The sequence below is a fragment of the Methylobacterium oryzae genome (genome assembly GCF_021398735.1).
Classification (GTDB): domain Bacteria; phylum Pseudomonadota; class Alphaproteobacteria; order Rhizobiales; family Beijerinckiaceae; genus Methylobacterium.
In genome coordinates, this window is record NZ_CP090349.1 from 886,505 (window position 1) to 912,720 (window position 26,216).

The 26,216-nt window shown below is 73.1% G+C and carries 27 protein-coding genes; 10 read left to right on the forward strand and 17 right to left on the reverse strand.

The genetic code is table 11. The features are described from left to right. Positions 1 to 3 precede the first annotated feature (3 nt). The 3 genes from poxB to LXM90_RS04155 all read right to left on the reverse strand — a co-directional run bounded on the left by poxB (position 4) and on the right by LXM90_RS04155 (position 4,959). A complete protein-coding gene (gene poxB, locus LXM90_RS04145) occupies positions 4 to 1,731 on the reverse strand; it encodes a ubiquinone-dependent pyruvate dehydrogenase (RefSeq protein ID WP_091676006.1) in 1,728 nt (575 codons plus the stop codon). A 46-nt stretch (positions 1,732 to 1,777) separates the two neighbouring features. Beyond that, positions 1,778 to 3,235 (reverse strand): class II fumarate hydratase, encoded by a 1,458-nt coding sequence (gene fumC / locus LXM90_RS04150; RefSeq protein ID WP_026604601.1) that lies wholly within the window; start codon positions 3,233 to 3,235, stop codon positions 1,778 to 1,780. Positions 3,236 to 3,504: 269 nt separating this feature from the next. Continuing rightward, entirely contained in the window at positions 3,505 to 4,959 is a 1,455-nt protein-coding gene (locus tag LXM90_RS04155; RefSeq protein ID WP_234081839.1) for a CoA transferase, read from the reverse strand. 75 nt (positions 4,960 to 5,034) lie between these two features. On the opposite strand from LXM90_RS04155, the gene LXM90_RS04160 reads away from it, so the two are divergent. Further along, complete coding sequence (locus tag LXM90_RS04160) at positions 5,035 to 6,168, forward strand: citrate synthase (protein ID WP_234081841.1); 1,134 nt, start codon at positions 5,035 to 5,037, stop codon at positions 6,166 to 6,168. A gap of 56 nt (positions 6,169 to 6,224) precedes the next feature. On the opposite strand, the gene LXM90_RS04165 is transcribed toward LXM90_RS04160, so the two are convergent. Next, entirely contained in the window at positions 6,225 to 7,088 is an 864-nt protein-coding gene (locus tag LXM90_RS04165) for a class II aldolase/adducin family protein (protein WP_020091015.1), read from the reverse strand. A gap of 129 nt (positions 7,089 to 7,217) precedes the next feature. Between LXM90_RS04165 and LXM90_RS04170 the strand changes: the two genes are divergently transcribed. Together LXM90_RS04170 and LXM90_RS04175 are read left to right on the forward strand one after the other, a co-directional pair. Beyond that, positions 7,218 to 8,126, forward strand: a complete 909-nt coding sequence (locus tag LXM90_RS04170; RefSeq protein ID WP_234081842.1) for a LysR substrate-binding domain-containing protein — start codon at positions 7,218 to 7,220, stop codon at positions 8,124 to 8,126. A 208-nt stretch (positions 8,127 to 8,334) separates the two neighbouring features. Beyond that, complete coding sequence (locus LXM90_RS04175; protein WP_234081845.1) at positions 8,335 to 9,696, forward strand: NAD(P)H-dependent oxidoreductase; 1,362 nt, start codon at positions 8,335 to 8,337, stop codon at positions 9,694 to 9,696. 4 nt (positions 9,697 to 9,700) lie between these two features. On the opposite strand, the gene LXM90_RS04180 is transcribed toward LXM90_RS04175, so the two are convergent. Together LXM90_RS04180 and LXM90_RS04185 are read right to left on the reverse strand one after the other, a co-directional pair. Next, entirely contained in the window at positions 9,701 to 10,615 is a 915-nt protein-coding gene (locus LXM90_RS04180) for an AraC family transcriptional regulator (RefSeq protein WP_234081850.1), read from the reverse strand. A gap of 85 nt (positions 10,616 to 10,700) precedes the next feature. Then, positions 10,701 to 10,931: a hypothetical protein gene (locus LXM90_RS04185; protein ID WP_012321783.1), complete on the reverse strand. Its 231-nt coding sequence runs from the start codon at positions 10,929 to 10,931 to the stop codon at positions 10,701 to 10,703. A gap of 552 nt (positions 10,932 to 11,483) precedes the next feature. On the opposite strand from LXM90_RS04185, the gene LXM90_RS04190 reads away from it, so the two are divergent. Both LXM90_RS04190 and LXM90_RS04195 read left to right on the forward strand, forming a co-directional pair. Continuing rightward, a complete protein-coding gene (locus tag LXM90_RS04190) occupies positions 11,484 to 12,800 on the forward strand; it encodes an HlyD family secretion protein (protein WP_234081852.1) in 1,317 nt (438 codons plus the stop codon). Continuing rightward, positions 12,797 to 14,941, forward strand: coding sequence for a peptidase domain-containing ABC transporter (locus LXM90_RS04195; RefSeq protein ID WP_234081854.1), 2,145 nt, complete (start codon positions 12,797 to 12,799; stop codon positions 14,939 to 14,941). Before LXM90_RS04190 ends, LXM90_RS04195 begins: the two co-directional genes overlap by 4 nt. Before the next feature lie 19 nt (positions 14,942 to 14,960). On the opposite strand, the gene LXM90_RS04200 is transcribed toward LXM90_RS04195, so the two are convergent. Both LXM90_RS04200 and LXM90_RS04205 read right to left on the reverse strand, forming a co-directional pair. Further along, on the reverse strand, positions 14,961 to 15,920 hold the full coding sequence (locus LXM90_RS04200; protein WP_234081857.1) for a helix-turn-helix domain-containing protein: 960 nt from the start codon (positions 15,918 to 15,920) through the stop codon (positions 14,961 to 14,963). 134 nt (positions 15,921 to 16,054) lie between these two features. Beyond that, a complete protein-coding gene (locus tag LXM90_RS04205; protein ID WP_234081859.1) occupies positions 16,055 to 17,353 on the reverse strand; it encodes an MFS transporter in 1,299 nt (432 codons plus the stop codon). 380 nt (positions 17,354 to 17,733) lie between these two features. Here LXM90_RS04205 and LXM90_RS04210 point away from each other — a divergent pair, with 380 nt between their 5' ends. Next, positions 17,734 to 18,195, forward strand: coding sequence for a GNAT family N-acetyltransferase (locus tag LXM90_RS04210; protein ID WP_103984613.1), 462 nt, complete (start codon positions 17,734 to 17,736; stop codon positions 18,193 to 18,195). A gap of 159 nt (positions 18,196 to 18,354) precedes the next feature. Here LXM90_RS04210 and LXM90_RS04215 read toward each other — a convergent pair whose 3' ends face one another. The 4 genes from LXM90_RS04215 to LXM90_RS04230 form a co-directional block, all read right to left on the reverse strand. Beyond that, positions 18,355 to 19,194: an alpha/beta fold hydrolase gene (locus LXM90_RS04215; protein WP_234081861.1), complete on the reverse strand. Its 840-nt coding sequence runs from the start codon at positions 19,192 to 19,194 to the stop codon at positions 18,355 to 18,357. 222 nt (positions 19,195 to 19,416) lie between these two features. Then, positions 19,417 to 19,659 carry a hypothetical protein gene (locus LXM90_RS04220; RefSeq protein ID WP_091676038.1) on the reverse strand — a complete coding sequence of 81 codons (243 nt, stop codon included), beginning with the start codon at positions 19,657 to 19,659 and terminating at the stop codon, positions 19,417 to 19,419. A gap of 137 nt (positions 19,660 to 19,796) precedes the next feature. Beyond that, positions 19,797 to 20,210: a MucR family transcriptional regulator gene (locus LXM90_RS04225; RefSeq protein ID WP_020091004.1), complete on the reverse strand. Its 414-nt coding sequence runs from the start codon at positions 20,208 to 20,210 to the stop codon at positions 19,797 to 19,799. Positions 20,211 to 20,280: 70 nt separating this feature from the next. Next, positions 20,281 to 20,523, reverse strand: a complete 243-nt coding sequence (locus LXM90_RS04230; protein WP_128083334.1) for a hypothetical protein — start codon at positions 20,521 to 20,523, stop codon at positions 20,281 to 20,283. Positions 20,524 to 20,596: 73 nt separating this feature from the next. Between LXM90_RS04230 and LXM90_RS04235 the strand changes: the two genes are divergently transcribed. The 4 genes from LXM90_RS04235 (at position 20,597) to LXM90_RS04250 (ending at position 22,140) form a co-directional block, all read left to right on the forward strand. Further along, a complete protein-coding gene (locus tag LXM90_RS04235; protein WP_020091003.1) occupies positions 20,597 to 20,947 on the forward strand; it encodes a hypothetical protein in 351 nt (116 codons plus the stop codon). A gap of 129 nt (positions 20,948 to 21,076) precedes the next feature. Continuing rightward, the gene (locus LXM90_RS04240; RefSeq protein WP_042671974.1) at positions 21,077 to 21,337 is read left to right on the forward strand and encodes a hypothetical protein; all 261 of its coding nucleotides are present in this window, start codon (positions 21,077 to 21,079) and stop codon (positions 21,335 to 21,337) included. Beyond that, on the forward strand, positions 21,337 to 21,744 hold the full coding sequence (locus LXM90_RS04245; protein WP_020091001.1) for a hypothetical protein: 408 nt from the start codon (positions 21,337 to 21,339) through the stop codon (positions 21,742 to 21,744). The genes LXM90_RS04240 and LXM90_RS04245 overlap by 1 nt, the downstream gene beginning before the upstream one ends. Before the next feature lie 84 nt (positions 21,745 to 21,828). Further along, positions 21,829 to 22,140: a hypothetical protein gene (locus LXM90_RS04250; protein WP_026604598.1), complete on the forward strand. Its 312-nt coding sequence runs from the start codon at positions 21,829 to 21,831 to the stop codon at positions 22,138 to 22,140. A gap of 16 nt (positions 22,141 to 22,156) precedes the next feature. Here the strand turns inward: LXM90_RS04250 and LXM90_RS04255 are convergent, their stop codons facing one another. The 5 genes from LXM90_RS04255 to LXM90_RS04275 all read right to left on the reverse strand — a co-directional run bounded on the left by LXM90_RS04255 (position 22,157) and on the right by LXM90_RS04275 (position 26,096). Then, entirely contained in the window at positions 22,157 to 22,621 is a 465-nt protein-coding gene (locus LXM90_RS04255; protein ID WP_020090999.1) for a hypothetical protein, read from the reverse strand. 139 nt (positions 22,622 to 22,760) lie between these two features. Continuing rightward, positions 22,761 to 22,979 carry a hypothetical protein gene (locus LXM90_RS04260; protein WP_020090998.1) on the reverse strand — a complete coding sequence of 73 codons (219 nt, stop codon included), beginning with the start codon at positions 22,977 to 22,979 and terminating at the stop codon, positions 22,761 to 22,763. Positions 22,980 to 23,236: 257 nt separating this feature from the next. After that, positions 23,237 to 23,980, reverse strand: coding sequence for an ABC transporter permease (locus LXM90_RS04265; protein ID WP_020090997.1), 744 nt, complete (start codon positions 23,978 to 23,980; stop codon positions 23,237 to 23,239). After that, positions 23,977 to 24,909: an ABC transporter ATP-binding protein gene (locus tag LXM90_RS04270; RefSeq protein ID WP_020090996.1), complete on the reverse strand. Its 933-nt coding sequence runs from the start codon at positions 24,907 to 24,909 to the stop codon at positions 23,977 to 23,979. Before LXM90_RS04270 ends, LXM90_RS04265 begins: the two co-directional genes overlap by 4 nt. Then, positions 24,906 to 26,096, reverse strand: coding sequence for an ABC transporter permease (locus LXM90_RS04275; RefSeq protein WP_103984617.1), 1,191 nt, complete (start codon positions 26,094 to 26,096; stop codon positions 24,906 to 24,908). Before LXM90_RS04275 ends, LXM90_RS04270 begins: the two co-directional genes overlap by 4 nt. Positions 26,097 to 26,216 lie beyond the last annotated feature (120 nt).

Below are 26,216 nucleotides of genomic sequence, written 5' to 3' on the forward strand. Positions count from 1 at the left end.
GCCTCAGCGCCAGAGGTTGGTCTTGGCGAGGTCGATGATCTCGGTGCCGCGCCCGTCGATGACCGCCCGGGCGAGCCACATCCCGAAGCCCGTCACCTGCTCGAGGCCGACCTTCGGCGGCATCGACAGCTCCTGGCGGGCCGAGACGACGTCGAGCAGCGCCGGGCCGTCATGGGCGAGCATCGCGGCCATCGCGTCCGGCAGCGCGGCCGGGTCCTCCACGCGCCGGGCGAAGATGCCGGCCCCGCTCGCCATGGCGGCGAAGTCCGGGTTCACCAGCTCGACGCCGGTCTCGAGGAAGCCCGCCGCCTTCATCTCCATCTCGACGAAGCCCAGCGTGCCGTTGTTCAGCACCACGATCTTCACCGGCAGCTTGTGCTGGTTGAGGGTCAGCAGGTCGCCCATCAGCATGGCGAAGCCGCCGTCGCCGGAGAACGAGATGATCTGCCGCCCGGGATAGGCCGCCTGCGCGCCGATCGCCTGCGGCAGGGCGTTGGCCATCGAGCCGTGGTTCAGCGAGCCGATCAGCCGGCGCTTGCCGTTCATGGCGAGGTAGCGCGCCGCCCAGATCGTCGGCGTGCCGACGTCGAAGGTGAAGACCGCGTCCTCGGAGGCCGCCTCGCTGAGCGTCCGGGCGACGTATTGCGGGTGGATCTTGCCGCCGGGCTTGCCGACCGCCAGCGCGTCGAGCCCGGCGCGGGCCTTGCGGTAATGGGCGAGGCTGTCGTCGAGATGCGCCCGGTCGGTCTTGGCCTGCAGCTTCGGGAGCAGCGCCGCGATCGTCTCCCCGACGTCGCCGATCAGGCCGAGATCGATCCGGCAGTGGCGCCCGAGGCTCCCGGCCCGCAGGTCGACTTGCGCGACCTTGGCGTCGTCCGGGTAGAACTGGCGGTAGGGGAAGCCGGTGCCGAGCAGCAGCAGGGTGTCGCAGTCGAGCATCGCCCGGTAGCCCGACGAGAAACCGATCAGGCCGGTCATGCCGACGTCGTAGGGATTGTCCCACTCGACGTGCTCCTTGCCGCCGAGCGCGTGGACGACCGGCGCCTTCAGCGCCTCGGCGAGTTGCAGCAGCTCCGCGTGGGCGCCGGCGCAGCCGCGGCCGCAGAACAGGGTCACGCGCCCGGCCGCGTTGAGCATCCCGGCGAGCGCGTCGAGGTCGGCCTCGCGCGGGCGCACCACGGGCGGGGGCGGCACCAGGGCGGCCGAGAGCTCGGGCGCGTTCCCCGGCATGGCCATGAGGCCGACATCGCCGGGGATCACCACGACGGCGACCCCGCGCTCGGCGATGGCGACGCGCATCGCGGTCTCGATCACGCCGGGCAGCTGGGCCGGCGAGGAGACCAGCTCGCAGTAGTGGCTGCATTCCTGGAACAGGTTCTGCGGGTGCGTCTCCTGGAAGTAGCCCCGGCCGATCTCCGCCGAGGGGATCTGGGCCGCGATGGCCAGCACGGGCACGCGGGAGCGGTGCGCGTCGAACAGGCCGTTGATCAGGTGCAGGTTGCCCGGCCCGCAGGATCCGGCGCAGACCGCGAGCTCGCCGGTCAGGTGCGCCTCGGCGCCGGCTGCGAAGGCGGCGCTCTCCTCGTGGCGCGTGTGGATCCAGGCGATCGAGCCGTCCTGGCGCAGGGCCTCGGTCAGGCCGTTGAGGCTGTCACCGACCACGCCGTAGATGCGCTTCACGCCGGCCTGCGCCAGCGCCCGGACGAACAGATCGGCGACCTTCGTGCTCATGGTGTCTCGCTCAGCTGAGGGGGCGGACGGACGGTCCCGGCGCGCTTCAGGCGCCGGCCAGCCCGTGGCCGATCATGGTTCTGGGATCGCACACCGCGTCGAAGCGCTCGGCCGGGACGCCCTCGGCCAGGGCGGCCGCGCGCAGCGTCGTCCCCTCGTCGTTGGCGCGGTGGGCGATCTTCGAGGCGAGGTCGTAGCCGATCACCGGCGACAGGGCCGTGACCAGCATCAGCGACTGGTTCACGGTCTCGTCGATCCGCGTCCGGTTGAGTTCGGTGCCCTCGACCGAGTAGGTCCGGAACTTCTCGCAGGCGTCGCCCAGCACGCGGATCGAATGCAGCGTGTTGTTGATGATGATCGGGCGCATCGCGTTGAGCTCGAAGTTGCCCTGCGAGCCCGCGAAGGCGACCGCGTTGTCCTCGCCGATCACCTGGATGCAGACCATCACCAGGGCCTCGCACTGGGTCGGGTTGACCTTGCCGGGCATGATCGAGGAGCCCGGCTCGTTGGCGGGCAGCAGCAGCTCGCCGAGGCCGCAGCGGGGCCCCGAGGCGAGCCAGCGCATGTCGTTGGCGATCTTCATCAGCGCGACCGCGAGCCCGCGCACCGCCGCCATGGCGGCGACCATGGCGTCCAGCGACCCCTGCGCGGCGAACTTGTTGGGCGCCGTGACGAACGGCTTGCCGGTGAGATCGGCGATCCTGGCGGCGATCTCCGCGCTGAACCCCTCCGGAGCGTTGAGGCCGGTGCCGACCGCGGTGCCGCCGGCCGCCAGCTTGTACAGCCCGGCGCGCGACGCCTCGACGAGGGCCAGCGCGTCGCGCATCTGCGCCACGTAGCCCGACCATTCCTGGCCGACGGTGAGCGGCGTCGCGTCCTGCAGGTGCGTCCGGCCGGTCTTGACCACGTCCATCCAGGCCCGCGCCTTGGCGTCGATCGCGTCGGCCAGCGCCCGCGCCTTGGGGAGCAGGACCTCGTCGAGTTCGAGCACCGTGGCGACGTGCATCGCGGTCGGGAAGGTGTCGTTCGACGACTGGCCCATGTTGACGTGGTCGTTCGGGTGGACCGGGCTCTTGGAGCCGAGCACACCGCCGAGGAGCTGGATCGCGCGGTTCGACAGCACCTCGTTGACGTTCATGTTGGACTGGGTGCCGGAGCCGGTCTGCCAGACGTAGAGCGGATAGTGCGCGTCGAGCTTGCCGGCGATCGTCTCGTCGGCGGCCTGGACGATGGCCTGCGCGCGCCAGTCCTCCAGGCGGCCGGCGGCGGCGTTGACCAGGGCGGCGGCCTTCTTGACGTAGCCGTAGGCGTGGTAGACCCGCTTGGGCATGCGATCGTCGCCGATCGAGAAGTGCTGGAGCGAGCGCTGCGTCTGCGCGCCCCAGTAGCGGTCCGCCGGCACGTCGATCCCGCCCATCGAGTCCGTCTCGTGCCGCATCCCGGTGGCGGCGATGCCGATCGGAACGTCGCGCAGGATGGGGTGGCCCGGGGCAGACTCGTTCATCGTCATCCTTCTCGGTGTCGGACCGTCTGGCACAGTGCGAGACGGGTTCGGCGAACCGGGTGCGCTTTGACGTAAACGGTGGTATTATTTTCGGTCTTCGGTCGATATGTGCAGATTTTAAGAAGACTGACTATTAAATCTTCACTTAAACCTAGTATTAAAAACGCCGACAAAACGCATTACAGATCATGAAGGCGAATTGCCAGATAACATAGATCGGTGTCAAGCGTTCCGCCGCGCGGAGGCTGCAAAAACATTCCCGCGATTGGTCAATTTATAGCGCTTCTGCTCCCCGGAGCGGCTTTCGAGCCGGACAAGCGCGCGCCGCCGAAATGTCTGACTTGTGCGGCCTCCGCCGTGCCGAGATCGCAGGCCGGGCGATCCCACCGCAGCGGCGCGCCCTCGATCCGCACGGGCGCGTGCAGCCGGAGGGCAGGTCCCCACGCCGTGTCCTCGATCTCCGGGGCGTAATCCGCGTCCCGATATCCGCCGAAGGCGGGCCCCGGCGCGCTGCCGGGATGGTCCGTGAGCAGGCGCGCGGTCCGGGCCAGGGAGAGCCGCGCGATGACGGCGTGCCCGTCGCGCTGCCGGGCGATCAGGCCTCGCACGGCCGCCGCCGCCATCAGGTAGCCGGTGGCGTGATCGAGCGCCTGGACGGGCAGCGGCACCGGCCGGTCGGCCTGTTTCCACCGCTGCCCGGCCGCCGCGATGCCCGTCGCCATCTGGACGAGGCTGTCGAAGCCGCGCCGTCCGGCCCAGGGTCCGGTCCAGCCGTAGGCGCAGAGCGCGACGTCGATCAGGTCCGGGTTGAGTGCCCGGCGTCGCGCCGCGCCGTAGCCGAGCCGCTCCAGGGCGTCCGGGCGGTACCCGTGCACGAGGATGTCGGCCTCGGCGAGCAGGGTCTCGAAGTGCCGGCGGTCGTCGACCTGCCGGAGGTCGAGGCGCGTGCAGACCTTGCCCAGGGTGACGTCGGGCGCCAGGGACGGTTCGTCCCAGCCGGGCGGGTCGATCCGCAGGACGTCGGCCCCGAGGCCGGCCAGGACGCGCGTGGCCACCGGCCCGGCCAGGATGCGGGTCAGGTCGAGGACCCGGATCCCCGCGAGGGGACGGGCCGGGTCCGGGCGCCACGGCGACCGGTGCTGGACGGGCCGTTCCGCGACCGCCACGAGGGGCTCGGCCCGGACCGCCCGGCCCTGGTCCAGGCCTTCCCAATCGTCCGGACCGCGCATCGCCGCGGCGCAGCCGCCGGCGCGCAGGATCGCCCCTTCCAGGTCCTCGGCCGCCGTGCGGGCCACGGCGGCCGTGACCGCCTCCCGCTCGCCCGGGCAGTCGAGGATTGCGAGGGCGGCGGCGCGGTGATGGGGCGCGTTGGTGTGCAGCCGGATCCAGCCATCCGCCGCCTGGTAGTCGCCGGCGATCGGGTCCCAGGCGGCCGGCAGCGTCCAGCCCTGCGGCCGCACGGAGGTGCCGAACCACGCTGAGGCCAGGTGCCGGTCGACCGTGACGGCGGGCGCGGGGCCGGACAGGCCGAGGAGTTCGGAGACGGCGAGGCCGGCGGCGCCGATCGACGCCGTCGCCAGCGCGGTGACCGGGAAGCAGGAGGGCAGGCTCCCGGTGCCGGTCACCGCCAGCCGGTCCCCGGCCTCGGGCGGCAGCGCCAGGGCGGCCAGCGCCTCCGCGAGGATCGGCGCCAGGGCGTCGTGGTCGGCGTGTCGTTCGCGCATGGTCCCGGCCCTCGATCGGTTCGCGCAGGCTGCCGGCCATCGACGGATCGATCAATCTTGATACATCTAATCAACATGACGGAATGGCTGGACCGCGCCGAAGCCCTCGACGCCCTCGGGATCCGGGCCCAGACGCTCTACGCCTACGTCAGCCGCGGGCTGATCGAGGCGCGGCGGGCGCCGGGGCGGCGGCACAGCCAGTACCGGGCCGCCGACGTCGCGACGCTCGCCGACCGGCGCGGCCGGAGCCGCGCCAGCGCGGCGATCGCCGCGGGGGCCATGGCCTGGGGCGAGCCGTCGGTCGTCACCGCGATCAGCACCGTCCACCGGGGCAGCCTGATCTACCGCGGCCGCGACGCCGTGGCGTTCGCCCGCGACGCGAGCCTGGAGGCGACCGCCGACCTCCTGTGGGACAGCCCGGAGGCGACGCTGTTCGAGGTTCCGGCCGACGCGGCCGCGACGCCGTTCCTGGCGCTGGCCGGGCTTCTGCAGGAGGCCGAAGCCGCGCTGGGCCGCGGGCACCACCGCCTGTGCCGCGACGCGCGCCGCGCCGTCGCGCATCTCGCCGCGTCCTGCGGCATCCCCGAAGGCCGGGCGCCCCTGCATCAGGGCTTGGCGCGGCTCTGGTCCCTCGACGCCGCGACCGCCGACCGGGTCCGTCAGGCGCTGGTGCTGCTGGCCGACCACGAACTGAACGCCTCGACCTTCGCGACCCGGGTCGCCGCCTCCACCGGCGCGCCGATCGCGGCCTGCCTCATGGCCGGGTTGAGCGCCCTGTCGGGACCGCGCCACGGCGGCGCCGCGGCGGCGGTGCTGCGGCTCGTCGACGAGGCTGACGCGACGAACCCCCGGGAGGCCGTGCGCGCCTGCCTGGATCGGAGCGGCGCGCTGCCGGGCTTCGGCCACCCGCTCTACCCGGACGGCGACGCCCGCGCCGCGGCCCTGGGCGCGGTCCTGCCCGCCGACCCCCTGCTGGACGCCGTCCGGGACTGCGCCGAGGCGGCGACGGGGGCGCGGCCGAACATCGACTTCGCGCTGACGGCGCTCGTCCGGACGGCGGGCCTGCCGCGGAGCGCGCCGTTCACGATCTTCCTGCTCGGCCGGAGCCTGGGCTGGGCGGCGCACGCCATGGAGCAGGGCCGCCAGGGGACGCTGATCCGGCCGCGGGCCCGGTACGAGGGGCGGCGCAGCCCGGCGGACCGCCCATAGCGAGAGGGCCGGCCTCGCGGCCGGCCCTCAATCCGTCGCAGCCTCCCGCGCCGGCCTCAGGCGAACATGTCGGGCTGGGTCTCGGCGATGTGGCTGTACAGCGTCTGGAAGTGCAGCCAGCCGATGTAGTCGCTGCCGACGTGCTCGCGGCTGTAGCGGGCGGTCTTCTCCGAGAGGAGCTGCGGCTTGATGCCGGAGGCCTCGACCAGGAGCTGCTGCTGGCAGGCCCGCTCCAGGGCGATGAACCAGAAGGCCGCGTCGTCGATGCTGTGCTGCGAGCAGGTCAGCAGGCCGTGGTTCTGGTGCAGCACGCCGCGGTTGCGGCCGATCTGCTGGGCGACCGACAGGCCGCTCTCCTTCTCCACCGCCACGGCGCCCGCCGAGGCGCCGATCACGGCGTGGCTGTTGTAGAAGGCCGCCGCGTCCTGGCTGATCATCTCCAGCGGTCGGCCGGTGGCGCACCACGCGGTGCCGTAGGTGGTGTGCGCGTGGCACATCGCCATGACCTCCGGGTACTCCTCGTGCACGGCGGCGTGGAGGACGAAGCCCGCGCGGTTGATGGCGTGGCGCCCCTCGACCACCCGGCCCTTGTGGTCGGCCAGGATCAGGTTCGACATCCGCACCTGCGAGAAGTGCACGCACATCGGGTTGGTCCAATACAGCTCCGGACGCTCCGGGTCGCGGATCGTCAGGTGGCCGGCGAAGCCGTAGTCGAAGCCGTGCATCGCGAAGGCGCGGCAGGCGGCCACGAGGTGCTTCTTGCGGTAGTCCCGCTCCTCGGCGTGGTCGGCGAAGTCCGGGATCTCCGGGAAGATCAGGCCGGCCTGCTCGGGCTGGTAGATCGAGGTCCGCCTGCGGCCGGCATCGTCGTTCGGCAGGTCGAGGGCGACGGCCGCCTCGTGGGCGTGGTCGTCGAGCATGGCGTCTCCTTTCGTCGGGGTACGGACCGGCCCGCCGATCGCGTCGTGGCCGGCACTATCCTGCCGGATCCGCGCGTTGACAAACGACGATTTTTCACGCTTTCCATGAATTCAATTCACGGATTGCGCATGCGCCGGATCCCGAGCTTCTCCGCCCTGCGGGCCTTCGAGGCGGCCGCGCGCCTCGGCAGCTTCGCCCGCGCCAGCGCGGAGCTGCACCTCACGCCCTCGGCGGTGAGTCACCAGATCCGGGCGCTGGAGCGCTGGTTCGGGCGCGCCCTGTTCCGGAGGGCGAACCGCCAGGCGCTCCTCACCGCCGACGGCCAGCGCCTGCTGGCCGGGCTCTCGAGCGCCTTCGACGCGATCGAGGCGGTCTGCGCCGACCTCAGCCCGCCGTCGCCCACGTCGCTGGCCGTGCACTGCACGCCGAGCTTCGCGGCGAAGTGGCTCGGGCCGCGGCTCCCCGCCTTCGTGGAGGCGCATCCCGGCATCGCCATCCGCCTCTCCACCAGCGCCGACCCGGTGGATCTCGGCCGGCACGAGGAGATCGACATCCTGATTGCCTACGGCCGGCCGCCGCACGGGCCCGGCCTGACCGTCGAGTCCCTCGGCCCGGAGGAGATCGCCGCCCTCTGCGCGCCGGAGGTCGCCCGGGCCGCGCAGCCGGACGCGGCCGGATCGATCGGGCCCTTCACCCGGCTCGACTCGTCCTTCAGCCCCGTCCGCTGGCCGGACTGGTTCGCCCATAACGGTCTGCCGGTCCCGGCCGGGGCGGCGGGCGCGGCTTTCGACCGGGGCTCGCTGGTGATCTCGGCGGCCGTTCAGGGGCTCGGCGTGGCGCTGGAGACCCTGCGGTTCGCCCGGGACGAGCTCGCCGCCGGGCAGCTGGTGCGCCTCGGCGGCGATCGGGTCGCGAGCCTGACCCGCGACCTCCACTTCATCTGCTACCGCGAGCGCGACGGGGCCCTGGAGAAGATCCGGGCCTTCCGGCACTGGCTCCTCGACGTGGAGGCGCAGAGCCGGGCCGAGGCGGCCTGAGGCGGCCCGAGGCGGAGAGACCCGATCCCTCACCCCGCCCCGCTCCCGCACGGGAGAAGGGGGCGGCGCGTCGCCCGAACAGACCCCCCGTCTTTTCATCCGGCAGGCCTCAACGGCATCGGGAACCGCGCTAGGTCCCCGTCCAACGACGCGGCGAGCGCGGCGGGGTCCGGTCCCGACCGCGCGCCACCCAGGGAGAGAACGCCCCATGTCCCTTTCCGCCAAGCTGCAGCGGCGCGCCGACGAGGGCCGGCCCGTCCGGGTTGGCTTGATCGGCGCCGGCAAGTTCGGCTCGATGTACCTGTCGCAGGCGCCGCGCACGCCCGGCATCCACCTCGTCGCGGTGGCCGACCTATCGCCCGACCGGGCGCGCGAATCGCTGCGCCGGGTCGGCTGGGACGATTCCCGGTTCGCCGCGCGGGGGCTAGAGGAGGCCGCGCGCGGCGGCACGACCCTCGTGACCGAGGATGCCGACGCGATGATCGCGAGCCCGTTCGTGGACATCGTCATCGACGCCACCGGCAGCCCGGCCGCCGGCATCCGCCACGCGCTCAAGGCCTTCGCGCACGGCAAGCACATCGTCATGGTCAACGTCGAGGCCGACGTGCTGGCCGGGCCGCTGCTGGCGCGCCGGGCGGCCGAGGCCGGGGTGATCTACTCCATGGCCTCGGGCGACCAGCCGGCGCTCATCGCCGAGCTGGTCGACTGGGCCCGCACCATCGGGCTGGAGGTGATCTGCGCCGGCAAGGGCACCAAGTACCTCCCGGCCTACCACGCCTCCACGCCCGACACGGTCTGGGGCCATTACGGCTTCAGCGAGAGCCAAGTCGCGGGCGGCGACTTCAACCCGCAGATGTTCAACTCCTTCCTCGACGGCACCAAGTCGGCGCTGGAGATGGCCGCGGTGGCCAATGCCTGCGGGCTCACCCCGCCGCGCGACGGCCTCGCCTTCCCGCCCTGCGGCGTCGACGACCTGCCGAGCGTCCTGAAGCCCGCGGCGGATGGCGGCCTCCTCACCGAGCGCGGCACCGTCGAGGTGGTCTCGTCGGTGGAGCGGGACGGGCGGCCGGTCTTCCGGGACCTGCGCTGGGGCGTCTACGCGGTGTTCGAGGCGCCGAGCGCCTACGTGCGCGACTGCTTCGCGCAATATGGCCTCAAGACCGATTCGAGCGGCCGGTTCGCCGCGACCTACAAGCCCTATCACCTGATCGGGCTCGAGCTCGGCATCTCGGTCGCCTCCATCGCGGTCCGCGGCGAGGCCACGGGGGCGACGGGCGACTGGCGCGGCGACGTCGCCGCGACAGCCAAGCGCGCGCTGCGGGCCGGGGAGCGGCTCGACGGCGAGGGCGGGTTCACCGTCTACGGCAAGCTGATGCCGGCGGCGGATTCCCTGGCGCAGGACGCCCTGCCGATCGGCCTCGCCCACAACATGGTCCTGAAGAACGACGTGCCCGCGGGCCGGGCCGTGCGCTGGAGCGACGTCGCGTTCGACGCAGATCAGGAGGCGATCCGCGTCCGGCGCGAGATGGAGGCCCTGTTCCGCGGGGCGGCGGGGCGGGCCGCCGGGTAGCGCCTCAGGCGCGCCGGCCGGCCGTGCGCCCGGTCGGCGAGCGCCCGACGAGCTTCCGGAACGTGCGGCTCATGGCACTGGCGCTCGTGAAGCCCGATCGCGCGGCGACCTCCGCCATCGATCCCGCGCCGGAGCGGATCAGGGCCTCGGCCCGGCCGACGCGCTCGCGCATGATGTACTGGTAGGGCGTGACCCCGGTGGTCTGGCGGAAGGCTCGGATGAAGTAGCCCTCGCTGAGCCCGACGATGCCGGCCAGGGCGGAGACGGTGATCTCCCGGTCCAGGTGCTCCCGGATATACGCGCAGGCCCGCCCGGCCTGCGACGCCGAGAGGTCGGGCGCCGCCGACCGGCCCGGAGCGCGCGCGGCGACGACCGAGCGCAGGATCGCCAGGTGGAGGCTCTCGATCAGCAGCGCGTCGGGCGACGGGTCGTCCCGGTGCGCGCAAGCCAGCGCGTCGAGGATGTGCCAGGTGCTGCGGCAGGCGCGGAGATCGCGCCCGTCCGCCGCGAAGGCGATCTTGCCGATCGGCGCCTCGGCCAGCCGCTCGACGGCGGCGGCCGAGAAGGAGAGGACGCGGCCGGCATACGGGCCCGCCCAACGGGTCGTGCCGTTCAGGCCGGGACGCCGGACCAGCAGGCCCTCGCGCTCGCTCAGCCGCGCCGCGATCTCGTAATCGACCGCGTGGTGCGCCCCCGCGGGCTGCGTGCTGGCGGCGACCTCGAGGCCCGTGACCGCGTGCGTGCTCCACCCGCCGGTCGGGAAGCGGAAATCGATGAAGGCGACCTCCGGGAGGCCGCGGTCGCTCGGTGCGTAGCAGGTCAGCTCGGGGCGGCCGGAGAGATGCCCGGTGCTGCCGCTCGTTGCGTACGCGATCGTCTCGGCTGTGGTCGCGGCTGAACTCTCGGCTGTGCTGTCCATGCGGGCCCGTGATTCCGGTGTCGTCGCGGTCACGCCCCGCGACGGAGGAGGGCGGCCCCGCGGCCGCCCTCCCGGTGTCAGACCGTCAGCGCAGGGAGCCGGTCACGCCGCCGACGACACCGCCGACCGCGCCGAGCACGCTGCCCACCAGGCCGCTCACCAGACCGCCGACCTGGCCCACGACCCCCGAGACCGCACCGAGCTCCTGGCTCGCGTCGACCCCGAGGCCGACAGTGAGGCCGACCCCGAGGCCACCGCCGACCTGGTCCAGCTCGGCGGCGCTCAGCTCGCGGACGGTATCGATGCTGTCCTGCATGATCGTTCTCCAGATTGAGATTCAGGTAGAAGGTTATTTGCTTCGATCTATTGCCTGATCGTAGCGTCTAGGCGCCTTGGACGTCGGCACCTGCCTTTAGGATTACAGAGATGTGCTTCGTGTCAATCGGTCATGGCCAGCCGATAATGCTCGCGGACGATCGAGCCCGGCCAATGCGCAAAAACTGACAGGCCTTGTCTTTCCCAGGCCGTGCTCCAGACGCTGTCGGCACTGCGGCCGCCTGCGCTGCGAAGCGGCGCGTCTCACCGCGTCTCACGCCGTCGAGTTTTCGCAGCGCAGCACGCGATGATGCAAAAACTGACGTCCTGTTGCGCTGCAAAGTAAGCTCGACGACGAACCGGAATAAGCCGTTGAAATACAGACGGTTTTCAACACGTGCGCGACGTTCTGACGCGGCCAGGATTATTCAAAATTCGCCGTGTCGGCAAGTGTTGACATGAAACTCCCGTGATGCGACCGAGTAAGGTGGCAAATGCGCTGAGCATTGTCCTCGAATACGGCTGTCTCCTTCAGGAAGGTTGCTTTCTCCGGGTGCCAAGTCCGCTCTTTCGACTTGAGGTTATCGAGGCGCGACGCAACGCGTGGCTGGGCGAGGCGCAGATCATCCAGCCTCTGCCGGTCCGCCTCGTGGCCGCGGCCTGCGTGATCATGGTGGCGGCGGTCGGCCTGTATGGCTGGCAGGGCACCTACACGCGCCGCATCCACGCCGTCGGCCTTCTCGCGCCCGATATCGGGCTGATCAGCCTCGCCAGCCCGGTGGCGGGGCGCGTCGGCTCGACCGGCGTCCGCGAGGGCGACAAGGTCGCGCGCGGGCAGCTCCTGTACACGATCGACCTCGACGCCGTGTCGGCGAGCGGCCCCACGCAGGAGCGCGTGATCGCCGAGCTGGAGCGCCAGCGCCAGAGCGTCGAGCGGCAGCGGACCGCCCGGGCCGATCTGGCCGGCACGGAGCGGCAGGCGCTGCGCGAGCAGGTGGCGAATCTGAGCGAGCAGTCGGCCCAGCTCGCCAAGCAGATCGACCTGCAGGACAAGCTCGTGCCGCCGCTCCGGGCGCGGGTCGAGGAACTCGCCGACGCCGTGGCGCGCGGCTACGCCCGCGCCGCCGACTTCCAGAGCCAGAACTACCTCTACATGCAGGCGAGCGCGCAGCTCGCCCAGTTCCAGCAGAGCCGCCTCCAGATCGACGGCAAGCTCGCCGACACGAAGTCCCAGCTCGCCGCCTACGACGACCGGTTGGCCCGCGACCTCGCCGACCTCGACCGGACCGCCGCCCAGCTGGCGCAGCAGAAGGCCGAGAGCGAGGCGCGCCGCGCCATCGAGGTCCGGGCGCCGGAGGCCGGGACCCTGACGTCGATCCGCGCGCAGGTCGGCCAGACCGTGGCGGCCGGGGCGACGCTCCTGACCCTGCTGCCGAGCGCCGGGCGCCTCCAGGCCAACCTGTTCGTCGATTCGTCGGCCATCGGCTTCGCCGAGGCCGGCGCGCCCGTGATGCTGCGCTACGCCGCCTTCCCGTTCCAGCGCTTCGGCCTGCACCGCGGCGTCGTCACCGAGGTCACGCGGGCGCCGCTGGGCAGCGACGACGCGCCCGACTTCGCGCGGCGCGCCGCCGCCCGGGGGGAGGGGACCGACCTCTACCGCATCGTGGTCCGGCCCGATTCCGACACCGTGCTGGCCTACGGCGAGCGGCGCAGCCTCGAGGCGGGCATGCGCGTCGAGGCCGACATCGCCCTGGAGAAGCGGTCGCTCTACCGCTGGCTGCTCGATCCCGTGACGCATGTCCGGGAGAGCCTCGCCCTCGTCACGCGCGGCGGCCTCGACGCCCTGCCGGTCCGGAAGGCCGCCCCGTGACGGCGCCGTCCCTCGCCGCCCGGCTGGATTTCGGGCTCCGCCGCCGGGTGCCGGTCGTCCTCCAGGCCGAGGCCGCCGAGTGCGGCATGGCCTGCCTCGCCATGGTCCTGGCCTATCACGGGCGCCAGATCGACCTCGCGACGCTGCGGCGGCGCCATCCCCTGTCCCTCAAGGGCATGACCCTGCGCAACCTGATCGACCTCTGCGGCGCCCAGGGCCTGACCGCCCGCGCGCTCCGGGTCGAGCTCACGGACCTGCCCCGCCTCCGGTTGCCCTGCATCCTGCACTGGGGCCTCAACCACTTCGTGGTGCTGACCCGGGTCGAGCGCGGCGGCCTCGTCATCAACGATCCGGGCCGCGGCCGGCGGCGGATCAGCCTCGCGGAGGCCTCGCGGGAATTCACCGGCGTCGCCCTGGAGGCGGTGCCCAATCCGGGCTTCCGGCGCGAGCGGGCCGCCCCGGGCCTGCGGCTGCGCGACCTGTTCCGCAACATGGCCGGCATCCGCGCGGTTCTGGCCCAGGTCCTGGCCCTCTCCCTCGGGATCGAGCTCGTCGCCCTCCTGATGCCCATCGCCTCGCAGGTCGTCATCGACGAGGTGATCGTGAACGCCGACCACGACCTGCTCCTCGTGGTGGCGATCGGCCTCGCGCTGCTGCTGCTGCTCCAGCTCGGCCTCAGCATCGCCCGCACCTGGGCGATCATGCTGGCCGGGACCCGGCTGAACTACCAGTGGTCGGCCGGCCTGTTCGACCACCTGTCGCGGCTGCCCCTCGACTACTTCGAGAAGCGCCATGTCGGCGACGTGATCTCGCGGTTCGGCTCCCTCGCCACCATCCAGAAGGGCCTGACGACCGATCTCGTCCAGGCCATGCTCGACGGGCTCATGGCGGTCGGCATGCTGGTGATGCTGACGGTCTACGGCGGCTGGCTGGTCGCCGTGGTCCTGGCCTCGACGGCGCTCAACGCGGTCCTGCGGGTCTTCGCCTACGGCGCGTACCGGGAGGGGAGCGAGGAGGCCCTCGTGGCCGAGGCCCGCCAGCAGACGCACTTCATCGAGACGGTCCGCGGCATGGCGAGCGTCAAGCTCCTCGACCTGCGCGAGCGGCGCGGCGGCGCCTGGATGAACCACTTCGTCACGGCCCTGAACGCCCGGCTGCGGCTGCAGCGCCTCGACCTCGTGTTCGGCCGCGCGAACGAGTTCCTGTTCGGCCTCGACCGGCTGATCCTGCTGGTGCTCGGCGCCCGCGCGGTCATCGGCGGGTCCCTGTCGCTCGGGATGCTGGTGGCGTTCCTGGCCTATCGCGACCAGTTCGCCACCCGGATCGGCAGCCTGATCGACGCGTGGTTCAAGCTGCGCATGCTCGACGTGCAGACCGACCGGCTCGCCGACATCGTGCTGTGCGAGCCGGAGGAGCAGGATCTCGCCGCCGGGGCGCGGCCGGGGGCGCCCCCGGTCGTCGCCCTGAAGGCCGGAACGCTCGCCGGCGCGGGCCTGGCGCTGCGCTACGGGGCCGACGAGCCCTGGATCTTCCGCGGCGTCTCGCTGTCCGTCCGGGCCGGCGCGTGCTTCGCGATCACCGGTCCCTCGGGATGCGGCAAGACCTCGCTCATGAAGGTGATGATGGGGCTGACGCCGCCCAGCGAGGGGATCGTCACCGCCGACGGCCAGGACATCCGCACCGCCGCCGGGTCCTACAGGCGCCGGATCGCCGGCGTGATGCAGAGCGACGGCCTGTTCGCCGGCTCGATCGCCGAGAACATCGCGGCCTTCGACGAGCATCCGGACGCGGGCTGGATCGCCGAGTGCGCCGCCCGGGCGGCGATCCTGGACGACATCCGCCGCATGCCCATGGGCTTCGAGAGCCTCGTCGGCGACATGGGCTCGACCCTGTCGGGCGGCCAGAAGCAGCGCATCGTGCTGGCGCGCGCCCTCTACCGGCGGCCCGAGATCCTGTTCCTCGACGAGGCCACGAGCCACCTCGACGAGGCCACCGAGGCGGTGATCGCCCAGGCCCTGCGCGACCTGCGGATGACGCGGGTCATCGTCGCCCACCGCCCGGCGACGATCGCCCACGCGGACGCGGTGTTCGATTTCCCCGCCCAGGTCCGCGACCGGGCGGATCTCGCCGCCGCGGGCTGACGCGCCCGACGCGCTTCGCCTAGGGGAGCGCGGGCCGGAGGTCGCCCGGGGCCAGGCCGAAGCGCTTGCGGAAGCCGCGGTTGAAGGTCGGCACGTCGGTGAAGCCGCACGCGTAGGCGATCGAGGCGATCCGCAGCTTGTCGTCGCGGCGGGCCTCGAGGCGCCGGCGCGCGAGGTCGAGGCGCGCGTCGCGGATCGCCGCCGCGATGCCGCCGGTCTCCGCGAAGGCGCGGTACAGGCTGGTCCGGGAGAGACCGAGCGCGCGCTGGATGTCCTGCGGGTTCAGGTCGGGATCGTGCATCCGCCGCGCGATGTGGGCGCGGGCGAGCGACACGACGGCCGCCTGCGAGACCGCCTCCGGATCGCCGCGCCGGGCCGCGCCGTCGACGAGGTGGCCGAGGAGGTGGAGCACGCCCTCGACGGCCGCCTGCGCCTCGTCGGCGGACATCCAGGCGACCGAGCCGGCCACCCCGCGCAGCCGCGCCCGAACCTCCGCCCCGGCCGGGAGCGGGCCGAGGCTGCGGCCCGCGAAGGCGTCGGCGTCGCCGACGAAAGCCTCGAACATCTTGCGCGGGACGGCGAGGCGGATCTCGCCGTAGGCGCTCTGGGTGCCGGCCACGAAGGGCCGGTTCCGCGTCAGGAAGCTGATGTCGCCGGGGGTCAGCTGGGCCCCGCGGCCGTTCTGTTCCTGGTAGCCGACGCCGTCGAGCGCGAGGCCGATCACCACCATCCCGCGGGCGTTCCGGTCGACGTGGCGGGAGCGGAACTCCACCGCGACCGGGCTGCTCACCGTGTGGGTCAGCGACCAGCCGGCCGAGGCCACGCTCAGGCGCTTGGCCGCGAACCGCTCCCGGGGGTGCCGCCGGCCGATGTCGCCGAACCCGGCCAGGGCCGTGCAGCGCCAGAACTCGAAGGTCTGCTTGGGGTCGACGTGGCTGGTCGTCTCGACGAGGCTCGGGACGAGCACCGGGCTAGACACGTGTGACACCCCCGGCGTGCCCGGCGGTTCCGTCCGGCTGCCTGCGCAACTTTATCGTGTGAATCTTGCCAGATTGGCAACCGACGCCATCCGGCGCGGCGCCGCGGGTCGGAGACCCGCGCTTCCGGGTTTCCCTAAGCAAGGGCCTGCCCGGACAGGCCGCGCGGTCCGGCGAGGAGCAGGGCCGCGCTCGCCGCGAGGACGAGCGTGATCACCGCGAACATCGCGTGCGGCCCGTAGGCCGAGAGGATCGGCAGGAGGATGATCGGCGCCAGCGCGGCCGCGACCCGGCCGCCGGCCCAGGCGCAGGTCATGGCCGAGGCCCGCAGCGGCGTCGGGAGCAGCTCCGTCGCGTAGACGGCGAGGATGCTGCCGTAGGTCGCCGCCGCGGTGTTGAAGGCGATGCCGACCAAGACCAGGGTCAGGAACGTGCCGCTCGCGGCGAAGGCCGTGCCGAGGGCCGCCATCGCCGCCGCCAGGGCCGTCAGGACGGCGCGCCGCTCGAGCCGGTCGATCGCCAGCGCGGTCAGCAGGGTACCCAGGGGCGGGCCGAGCATCGACAGCGCGGCGAAGACGAGGGATTGATCGACCTTGAAGCCCTTCTCCACCATCACGACGGCGCTGAGCAGCGGGAAGGCGATCGTCGCCAGGGGGGCGAGGGTGTAGAGGCCGACGAACAGGGCCGTCCGGCGCAGCTGGCGCGTCTCGGCGAACAGGCCCCGGAACCCCGCGGGCCCGGTCGCGGGCGGGTCCGTGTCCGGGTCGGCGGGGGCGGCGACCCGGCTCCGGCCGGCCGCGCGCTCGAACCGGCGGCAGGCGGCGTCGGCCTCGGCAGAGCGCCCGACCGAGGCGAGCCACCGCGGTGATTCCGGCAGCCGCGCGAATAGGACGCCGCCGAGCGCCGCCAGGGCGCCCCCGAGGATCAGCGCCCAGCGCCACGGCTCGATCCCGAGCGGCGCGGCCGGTGCCATCATCTGGACCAAGCCGATCGCGGCCAGGCCTCCGAGGAGCCCGAGTCCGGCGCAGACCAGCAGCGTCGCGCCGCGTCGGCGCGCGGGCGTCACCTCGGCGAGGTAGGTGGCGACCAGGGGCGGGAACCCGCCGATCGCGAACCCCGAGACCGTCCGGGCGATCGTCAGCGCCGTGAGCCCCTGGCTCGCGGCGGCCGCCAGCGATCCGGCGGCCATCAGCGCGAGGGAGGCCTGGAGCGCGCGCCTGCGGCCGAGGCGATCCCCCAGCATCCCGAAGACGGGCGCGCCCACGGCGCCGCCGGCGAACACGGAGGCGAGGAGCAGCGAGAGGCTGCCCCGCGACATGTTGTGGGGCGGCGCGAGGAAGATGGCCGCCAGGGCGTTGCTCAGGGCGACCTCGGCGATGTCGGTGAACAGGCCCAGCGTGCAGACGGCGAGCGCCGCCGCGTGAAGCCGCGTCATCGGAAGGGAATCGAGCCGCCGCGAGACGGCCGCGATCGACCCGGCGACCGATGCGGCGGCATCGGAGGCACTCGCGGTCTGGCTTCCGGCGTCGATCAAGCGTGTGAGTCCTCTCCGGCCGGAGCGTGCCCGCAACCGGTGACGCACCGCCACGGCAGCGTGTTCCCCACCGGGGAACGTGACGGCGTTCACAAATGCACCATGCGCGCCATGGTTGCGGGTCGCAGGGAGGTCGGCGGTCCGCGGGTCTTGCGGAGCTGTCGATCCGCCCTCCGCCGGGAGCCTCGGCGCGGGGGCCGCACCGCCGTTCCGCGCCTTGCTGATCGTCGATCGGGAGGACATCCTGCGCGGGGGATGTCGGGGCGGATGGCCGGGGCACGATGTTCGAGATCGCGCGGGACGACCTGTCCGATACGCAGACACGGGCGCTGCTGGCGCTCCATCTTGCCGGCATGCACGCATCCTCGCCGCCGGGCAGCGTGTTCGCTCTCGACCTGTCAGGCCTGCAAGCACCGGACGTGACCGTCTGGACGGCGCGCCGCGGCGGGCGGGTGGCGAGCGTCGGGGCGCTCAGGATGGCGACGGACGGCACCGCGGAGGTGAAGTCCATGCGGACGCACCCCGACTTCCTCCGCCTGGGAGCCGGCGCGGCGATCCTCGACACCATTATCGCGGCCGCCGCCGCCCGCGGCGCGCGATGCCTCAGCCTCGAGACCGGATGCGGACCCGCATTCGCGCCCGCGCTCGAACTCTATCGGCGTCGGGGCTTCGTGAACGGCCCCGCGTTCGGGACCTACGTGCCGAGCGACTTCAACCAGTTCCTCCATCTCGCGATCGCCTGACGGGTCGGGTCGGCGTCCTCGTCGCGCCGCCGTTCCCGAAGCGGCCCGCGCCGCGCGTCCGCGATCCGTACGTCCAGGCGCAGAGGCCGACTGGGTTAGGGCCAGCAAGGCTGGCTGTCGGCCCGGTGAGTCGCGCGCGTCAGGGGCCGCCCAGGACCCTCAAGGCCCGTCCAGGAAGCCGAGGAGCGCCGCGTTGAAGAGCGCCGGATCCTGGAGGAACGCGAAGTGGCTGGCATTGGGCAGGATCAGCAGCCCAGCCCCGGGAATCGTGGCAGCGAGGTACTCGGTGTGCGCGCGCTTGATAACCTCGTCGTGGTCGCCGTCCGCGATGAGGACCGGCGCGCGGATCCGCTTCAGATCGGCTTCGGTCCAGCGCGGCTGCCCGCCCCACATCCGGCCAACCGCGTCGACGAAGGCGGCGTAGTCCTTCGGGGTCGGCGAGAGGGCCTCGTACTCCTTGCCGGCTCGGTCGATGAAGGCGGCGAAGGTCGGGTTCGTCTCCACGCCCTCGATCAGGCCCGACGGGTCGGCGTTGGCCCCGAACGCGAACACCTTGCCGACGCGGTCGGGGTGGCGCATCGCCATGTCGAGACCGAGGATCGCGCCGTCGCTCCACCCGACGATGTCGGCGCGCGGGATCTTCAGCACGTCGAGCAGCCCGACCACGTCGTCGGTCATCAGGTCGTAGCCGAATGGCCGATCGTCCCGGGTGCTGCGGCCGTGCCCGCGGCTGTCCACGAGGATGACCGTGCGGCGGGCGGCGAGCGCCGCGACCTGGTGGCCCCAGTAATCGGAGTTCGACAGGCCGCCGTGCAGCAGGACGACCGGCGGACCGTTGCCGATCGTGGCGTAATACAGCCGGATGCCGTTGACAGCGGCGCGACCGGAGACCGTGCCGGCGACCGGCGCGGGGGTCGGCGGCAGGTCCTGCCAGCGCGGTCCGGCCCAGGCCGGGGCTCCGGCCAGCAGAAGCGTCACGGCGATCGCAGTCCGAAGCATCGAGCACCTGTCGTCGTTGCCGGGGCCGGGCTGCCGGGGCGATCCGGTCCAGCGCGACCCGCCGCGACCGCGATCTGCGGTCGACCTGCGCGCGGACCGTGACCGGCTCGGATTACAGAACGATTTCAGGCCGTGGCCCGCGGGCGGCGAGCGCCGTCTCCGCCGACGCCCGGGCGCCGAAGGCCGGCGCGCAGCACGGCGCTCGCGCGAGGAGCGGGGCCTCTAGAAGCGCGGGCTCGTGCGGCGGGGCCGGTCCGGCCGGGGCGCGGGGGCGGCTGGCGCATGTCGATGGCCGACCACGTCGCCGTTGCGGTAGGCCTCCTGGATGTTGCGTCGCGCGGCCCGCCCCGCCGTCCCACCGGGCTGCGTCACGGCCGAGTCTCCGGACGGGGCCAGGACGGTCTGCGCTGAGGCCGGTCCGATGCCGAGGAGAAGGAGGGCGACGCAGCCAGACAGACCCTTCATGGCCAGATCCCTCTCACCCGATCGCGTTGCCAGACGGGCCAACCCGCAGTGCCGGCACGCGCGCGCCGCCCCGCCCAGCGCATCTACGTCCGTGCGGGCCATCGGTTCACGGGGGCTCGGCGGACGGGCTGCGTCGATCAGGCGGCCTTGCTGCCGAGCCGGATCGCCTTGGCGATCTCTGACCGGCGCTCGGCGTAGCCCGGCGCGGTCATCGGGTAATCGTCCGGCAGCCCGTAGCGCGCGCGGTAGAGTTCCGGCGTCAGCCCGTGCGCCGTGAGATGCCGCTTCATGGTCTTGTACGACCGGCCGTCGATGAAGCTGACGATGCCGTCCTGGCGGACCGAGCCGCGGATCTGAGCGGCGTCGGGCTGCTCGGGCGGCGCCTCGACGACCGCGGGCCGGTCGGTGAGCGCGGAGAGCGCGCCGTGCACGGTGAGCAGGAGCGGCGGTATGCTGGTGTGCGGCAGCGCGTTGTTCGACAGATAGGCGGTCACGACGCGCAGGGCCACGTCGCTGATGGTCGGCTCGAGCTGGTCCTGGTTCTTGCGCAAAGCGATCGACCCCTTCTTCGACCCTGCCAACACCTATTATAGACCAGGAATACTCGGACATTATCGTCTGTCAATGCAGAATGACATGCTTGGCAAGTAACGAATTTTGAATGCAGAATTTCGATGCGACGCGCGCCGTCCGGTTGGTCAATGACATGGCCATGGTCCTGGCCGAGATTGGGAGAGCGCCGCCGGATTTTTCGGGTCGCGCCTGCCGGACACTTCGCCGGCGCGGTTCCGACGCTTCCACTTCGCAGATCTTCGTGATCCAATACGCTTCGAGCGCATCGCGAAGTCCGTTCATGGCCGCCACACGCCGCCCGTCCGTGCCGAGGTCGAGGGTCCGGAAGTCCCGCACCGTGCCTGGGGCGGGATGGGGACGCGCGATGCTGGCGGCGCTCCTCGGAGGCATGCTCGCGGCGCCGTTCGCCCACGGGCAGGGCGCCGACGATCTGGAGGCCGAGATGCGGGCGCGGGTCGCCGCGGCCTTCCCGGATGCGGGCCTCGTGAGATTCCGCAAGATCCGACCGATCCCCGCCGAGGCGGAGTCCGCCGTGGCGTTCTGCGGCCAGGTCAGCAGCGGCCCCGTCGGGCAGGGGCGGTCGGATTTCCAGGTGTTCCTGTACGACCGCACCGCGTCGGCCGAGACCGTCCGCATCCTCGGATCGGAATCCCTCAACGGCTACCGCGTCGGCCGGAAGCTGATCGGCGCCCTGCGGCGGGTCGGCTGCCTGTGAGGCGTGCGGCCGGGGTGGTCTGTCTCACACGTGACGAAAATGTGGCAGAAGCTTGACTATTGCTCCAAGGTCGGTTTATAGCTTGACCGTGGCGTTGCGGTTACACCCCCGAGTCCCATGGAGGTTCGGATGTGCGCGCGGAAGACCTTCTACATTTTCGTTTCGGCCTCGGACGAGGAGCAGTTCTGCGCCGTCCGACAGGACCAGCCCATCCCGTCGCTCATCGACGGTGTCCGATGGATGTATGTCGGCTGCATCGATACGACCCGGGACAGGCCGTACGGATTCGACGTGGACGCGGCGCACGCGGCGATGCGCCACCGCGGCGTCTACTTCTACCGGCGCGAATTGATGTTCCGCCGGGCCAACTTCCTCCTCGAAGCCGCCTGATGGTGGCTGCCCCCGGACCGATCCTGGCCGGCGCCCTCGTGGTCGCCGGTCTCGGGTTCGCGTCCGCCGCCGAGGCGCAGGTGCCGACGCGGGTCGGCACCTGCGCGGCGACCACCATCGCGCGGATCGGGACCCGGTTCAGCGACACGCTCGTGAAGCCGAAGGGCGACGGGATCGGCGACGGGACGAGCGTCGATCTCAAGAACGGCGTCTACGGCGTCTCCTACGCGTATGTCGAAGCGGTCGCGCGGTCGCGGGTCGGCGACCGGGTCATGACCTGCCTCGTACTCGTGCCGACGGGCTGCCCCAAGGGCGACGATCGCGGCAAGATGTACACGACGACCAACCTGCGCACGCTGGATTCCTGGACTTTGCCCGACTCCCAGCACATGTGCGGCGGGGCCTGATCGGGCGTCCGTGAACCCGCCGCCCGGAGGGGCGTGCTGCCTCAGGGGGTGGGATCCGGGGCTCGGTGAAGAGGAGAGGGATCCGTGTCGCTCAGGAACGCTCTTGCCGCCCTCGCACTGGCGGTGGCGGGCTCCGCGCCGGTCCCCGCCTGGGCGTGGGGCGTCCCCGGATGCATCAACCTTCCCGAGTACAACCGCGCCCTGGGCGCCCTGCAGGGCATGACGAGCGCCTGCGACATGAGCGTCGAGGAAGCCCGCCGGATCGTCGCCGCCCGTGACGGCGTCGCGCCCGGGCCCCCGGTCGCCGCCGCGGAGCCGCCGGCGGCGCCGCGGGTCGCGCCGCGGCACCGCAGGGCGCGGGCGCACCGGAGCGCGCGGCCGCGGCATCACCGCTGAGCCGGCCGACCGGCGCTCAGGTCCCGTCCTCCGGCGCCCCCGGGGGATCCGCGCGGGTGCGCGCCCAGTCCCGGTCGCGCTCCGCCTGCCGGGCGCGCTGCTCCGCCACGTAGGCCTCCTGGTCGGCGCGCTCCCGCTTCCGGCGGCGGTCGGCGGCGGCCGCGCTGCGCTTGCGCCACGCCTCCGTCTCGGCCTTCTGGCGCAGCAATTCCTCGACCGTGACGGGTGTCACCGGTTCCTTGGGTTGCGCCCAGGGATAGGACCGCCGGGGCGGGGGCGGGCGGGCCGCCCGATCGGCGGAGGCCTGCCCGCTCCGCCGGAGCGCCTCGGCCGCCGCCGCGAGGGTCAGCCCGGCACCCCGGGCGATGCGCTCGGCGGCCGCCCGGGCGGCCGCGCGCTCGCCCGCCGTGGCCCCCTGATCGGCGAGCGCGAGGCACTTCTCGAACCGGTCTCGGTCGGCGGGCGTCATGGGCGACGTCATGGGCAGCGTCTTATCGCCGAGTCGACCCGCCTGTCCCGTCGCACCGGATCCGTCGATCCGGTTTCGCGCCAGCCTCCGTGCCGGTCAGGCCGCCGCGGCCGCGCGTCTCGCCGGCCGTCCGGCGCCGCGACCCGCGCGGCTACGTCTGGGCGCGTCCGTTCCCGCCCGGACCGATCGCCGGCAGTCCGGCCCCGTCCGGCAGGCCGCCGAGCACCACGAGGATCCGTCCCAGGAGCACCCGCGAGTGCCGCGCACCGCTGCCGATGGCCGTGAGGTCCGGCCGGCCCGCGCGGGCCTCGTAGGCCGCGCGCAGCCGGTCGAGCTGCCGCCTGCGCGTCTCGGGATCGCTGGAACCCATGGCCCATCCTCCCGGCGGGCCCTGGCTCGCGGTGCGCCCCCGCGAGCGAGCCTTCGACCATCCCGAGTCGGGGAGTTGGAAAACCGTGTCTGAACGGTCCCTACGACCTTTAGCGCCGGAACGCCTGGACATACGCCGCAGGCTCCCCGACCGTGTGGCCAAGGATACGGGTGCCGTTGTGGTCGGCACCGACCATCAGACAGGGGGTTCCACGCCCCAGGGCCGCGCGTACGGCCCCGCTGGCCTTCTAGTCGCCTCTAGGAAGGAAATCCAGCCCGGCGTGCCGCGCCGCGCTCGAGTCGGCGGAAACCGCCGTCGATCAGGAGCGCCAGCGCGGACACGACGAGGCCGCCCTGCAGGACGTAGGCGGTGTTGCCGGTCAGCAGGCCGGAGATGATCACCTCGCCGAGGGTGCTGGCGGCGACCGTGGAGCCGATGGTCGCCGTCGCCAGCCCGATGATCGCGGCGAGGCGGATCCCCGACAGGATCATGGGCAGCGCCAGGGGCAGCTCGACGCGGACGAGTCGCTGCCGGTCGGTCAGACCCATGCCGCGGGCGGCCTCCATCAGCGCCGGGTCGAGATCCTCGAGCCCGGTGAGCGCGGTCTCGAAGATCGGCAGGAGCCCGTAGAGGACGAGGGCGATCAGGGTCGGGACCGCGCCGAACCCGAGGATCGGCACGGCCAGGGCCAGGACCGCGACGGGCGGGAAGGTCTGCCCGATTCGGGCCACCGACCGGGCGAAGGGCAGCACGTCGCGGCCGGCCGGCCGCGTGGCCGCGACCGCGAGGCCGAGGGCGATCGCGGCCGCGGTCACGGTCGCGGTGGCGACGAGCAGGAGGTGGTTGACGGCGAGCGTCAGCAGCGGCGTCTGGGCGTAGATCGGCGGCGTGTCGCCGGGGGCGAAGGGCCGGAACAGGGGCGCGAACCACCCCGGAGCGACCAGGAACGCCCCGAGCAGGGCGAGGAGCGCGGCCCGGGCGATCTGCGGGGCGCGGATCACGGCCGGGCGCCCCGCGCCTCGAGGGCCTCCCGCGTCACCCGGCCCAGGACGACGCCGTCGCGGCTGACCGGCAGCGCCGGGCGCCGGGACCACAGGCTCTCGGCGAGGGCGGCCCGCACCGTGGTCCCGGCCGGGATGGGCGGGCCCGGCGCCGGGCCGGGCTCGATCAGATCGTCCACGGCGCGCAGGGCCATGAGCTGGAAGGCCCGGTCGCCGCTGCCGAGGAGGGCGCCGACGAAGGCGGTGGCGGGCGCGCCGACGAGGTCTGCCGGCGCGGCCTCCTGCACGAGGCGCCCGCCATCCATCACGGCGACCCGGTCGCCGAGATGCAGGGCCTCGGTCATGTCGTGGGTCACCAGCACGATCGTGGTGCCGTAGCGCGCCTGGATCGCCAGAAGGTCCGCCTGCGCCCGCCCGCGGATGATCGGATCGAGGGCGCCGAAGGGCTCGTCCATGAGCAGGATCGGCGGCTCGGCCGCGAGCGCGCGGGCGACGCCGATCCGCTGCTGCTCGCCGCCGGAGAGCGCCGCCGGCAGGCGGTCCCGGTAGATCGCCGGATCGAGGTTGAACAGGCCGAGGAGCTCGTCGACCCGCGCGGCGATCCGCCGGCGGTCCCAGCCGACGAGCCTCGGCACCACCGCGATGTTCTCCGCGACCGTGCGGTGGGGGAACAGCCCGTGGCCCTGGATGGCGTAGCCGATCCCGCGCCGCAGCAGGTGCGGCGGCACCTCCCGGACGTCCCGGCCCGCGATCCGGATCGTCCCGGCGCTCGGCTCGATCAGGCGGTTGATCATGCGCAGCAGGGTGGTCTTGCCCGATCCCGAGGTGCCGACCACCGTCAGGATCGTCCCGGTCTCGACCCGCAGGGTGACGTCCGCCACCACCGTGCGCCCCTCGAAGACGCGGCTCACCCCGGCGAGGTCGATCATGGGATCCGCTCCGCCGCGCGGCCGCGGCTCAGGTCGATGACGGCGTCGAGCAGCACCGCGGCGCCGGTCGCCATGGCGACGGTCGGCAGCGCGCCGAGCAGGACGAGGTCGCCCGCGTTCTGGCTGATGCCCTGGAAGACGAACACGCCGAGGCCGCCGCCGCCCACGAGACCCGCGATCACCGCGAGGCCGATATTCTGGACGAGGACGATCCGGATCCCGGTCAGGATCGCCGGCAGGGCGAGGGGCAGGTCGACCTGGAACAGCCGCTGGCGCGCGGTCATGCCGACGCCCCGGGCGGCGTCGCGCACCGGCCGGGGCACCGCGTCGAGGCCCGCGACGGTCGCGGCGGCCACGGGCAGGAGCGCGTAGGCGAACAGCGCCACGAAGGCCGGCGCGGCGCCGATCCCCGCGATGCCGAGGGCGGCCGCGCCCGGCACCTCCCGGCCGATCCAGGCCAGGGGCGCGATCAGCATGCCGAACAGCGCCATGGACGGGACGGTCTGCACGACGTTGAGGCTCGTGAGCAGGCCCGCCCGCAGGGGCTGGACCGGGCGCGCCAGCACGGCCGCCGGGATCCCGACCAGGGCGGCGGCCGCCACCGATGCGAGGGCGAGGGCGGCGTGGGTCCGCAGCTCCCGGCCGAACGTGTCGGAGCGGCCGGCATATTCCCGCAGGACCGAGAGGTTGTCCCAGAAGCCGGTGCGCAGGGCGAGCCCCGTCGCGGCGACCAGCAGGGCGAGCGCGGCGATCCGCAGGACCGGCCCCGGCCGCAGCCGCGCCAGCCCGTCGCCGGCCGCGAGGGCCGCCGTCCCGGAGGCGAGCCACCAGCCCGCGTCCGGCGAGACCCGGCCGTACCGGTCGCCCGGCGCGGTCAGGTGATCGGCCGCCCAGCCGGCCGCGAGGCCGAGCAGCAGCAGGACCGCGGCGGCGGCAGCCAGCCGCAGGATCGGCGCCGACCGCAGGACCAGCGGCGGCAGCGCGAGGGCGACGACGCCCCCGAGGAGGAGCGCCGCGCCGGGAGGGAGCGCCGACCACGCCGTCAGCGCGGTGCCGGCCGCGATCCGGTTCGGCCGGGTCGTCATCAGCGGCAGGGCGAGCAGGCTCAGTGCCAGGACGGCCGCGAAGGCCGCGCCCAGCGGATCGACGCCCGGGCGAAACCGCCCGGTCGCGAGGGATTCCCCCATCCTCACGCTGCGGCGGCGCCCGGGGGCGCGACGATGGACGGAAATGCGGCGGGTCTCATGAGGCGGGTCACCGGCGTCGCGACGCTCTCGGGCGCCCCGCCGCGCATCCTTGCCGGCGGA

Bases quoted from the DNA above. Each gene is read 5' to 3' on its own strand.
- LXM90_RS04260 (WP_020090998.1), bottom strand. From the start codon at position 22,979: ATGGGTTCCAGCGATCCCGAGACGCGCAGGCGGCAGCTCGACCGGCTG.
- poxB (WP_091676006.1), bottom strand. From the start codon at position 1,731: ATGAGCACGAAGGTCGCCGATCTGTTCGTCCGGGCGCTGGCGCAGGCC.
- LXM90_RS04270 (WP_020090996.1), bottom strand. From the start codon at position 24,909: ATGATCGACCTCGCCGGGGTGAGCCGCGTCTTCGAGGGGCGCACGGTG.
- LXM90_RS04155 (WP_234081839.1), bottom strand. From the start codon at position 4,959: ATGCGCGAACGACACGCCGACCACGACGCCCTGGCGCCGATCCTCGCG.
- fumC (WP_026604601.1), bottom strand. From the start codon at position 3,235: ATGAACGAGTCTGCCCCGGGCCACCCCATCCTGCGCGACGTTCCGATC.
- LXM90_RS04210 (WP_103984613.1), top strand. From the start codon at position 17,734: ATGTTCGAGATCGCGCGGGACGACCTGTCCGATACGCAGACACGGGCG.
- LXM90_RS04165 (WP_020091015.1), bottom strand. From the start codon at position 7,088: ATGCTCGACGACCACGCCCACGAGGCGGCCGTCGCCCTCGACCTGCCG.
- LXM90_RS04240 (WP_042671974.1), top strand. From the start codon at position 21,077: ATGTGCGCGCGGAAGACCTTCTACATTTTCGTTTCGGCCTCGGACGAG.
- LXM90_RS04185 (WP_012321783.1), bottom strand. From the start codon at position 10,931: ATGCAGGACAGCATCGATACCGTCCGCGAGCTGAGCGCCGCCGAGCTG.
- LXM90_RS04180 (WP_234081850.1), bottom strand. From the start codon at position 10,615: ATGGACAGCACAGCCGAGAGTTCAGCCGCGACCACAGCCGAGACGATC.
- LXM90_RS04175 (WP_234081845.1), top strand. From the start codon at position 8,335: ATGTCCCTTTCCGCCAAGCTGCAGCGGCGCGCCGACGAGGGCCGGCCC.
- LXM90_RS04255 (WP_020090999.1), bottom strand. From the start codon at position 22,621: ATGACGTCGCCCATGACGCCCGCCGACCGAGACCGGTTCGAGAAGTGC.
- LXM90_RS04205 (WP_234081859.1), bottom strand. From the start codon at position 17,353: ATGACGCGGCTTCACGCGGCGGCGCTCGCCGTCTGCACGCTGGGCCTG.
- LXM90_RS04170 (WP_234081842.1), top strand. From the start codon at position 7,218: ATGCGCCGGATCCCGAGCTTCTCCGCCCTGCGGGCCTTCGAGGCGGCC.
- LXM90_RS04215 (WP_234081861.1), bottom strand. From the start codon at position 19,194: ATGCTTCGGACTGCGATCGCCGTGACGCTTCTGCTGGCCGGAGCCCCG.
- LXM90_RS04220 (WP_091676038.1), bottom strand. From the start codon at position 19,659: ATGAAGGGTCTGTCTGGCTGCGTCGCCCTCCTTCTCCTCGGCATCGGA.
- LXM90_RS04235 (WP_020091003.1), top strand. From the start codon at position 20,597: ATGCTGGCGGCGCTCCTCGGAGGCATGCTCGCGGCGCCGTTCGCCCAC.
- LXM90_RS04160 (WP_234081841.1), top strand. From the start codon at position 5,035: ATGACGGAATGGCTGGACCGCGCCGAAGCCCTCGACGCCCTCGGGATC.
- LXM90_RS04275 (WP_103984617.1), bottom strand. From the start codon at position 26,096: ATGGGGGAATCCCTCGCGACCGGGCGGTTTCGCCCGGGCGTCGATCCG.
- LXM90_RS04245 (WP_020091001.1), top strand. From the start codon at position 21,337: ATGGTGGCTGCCCCCGGACCGATCCTGGCCGGCGCCCTCGTGGTCGCC.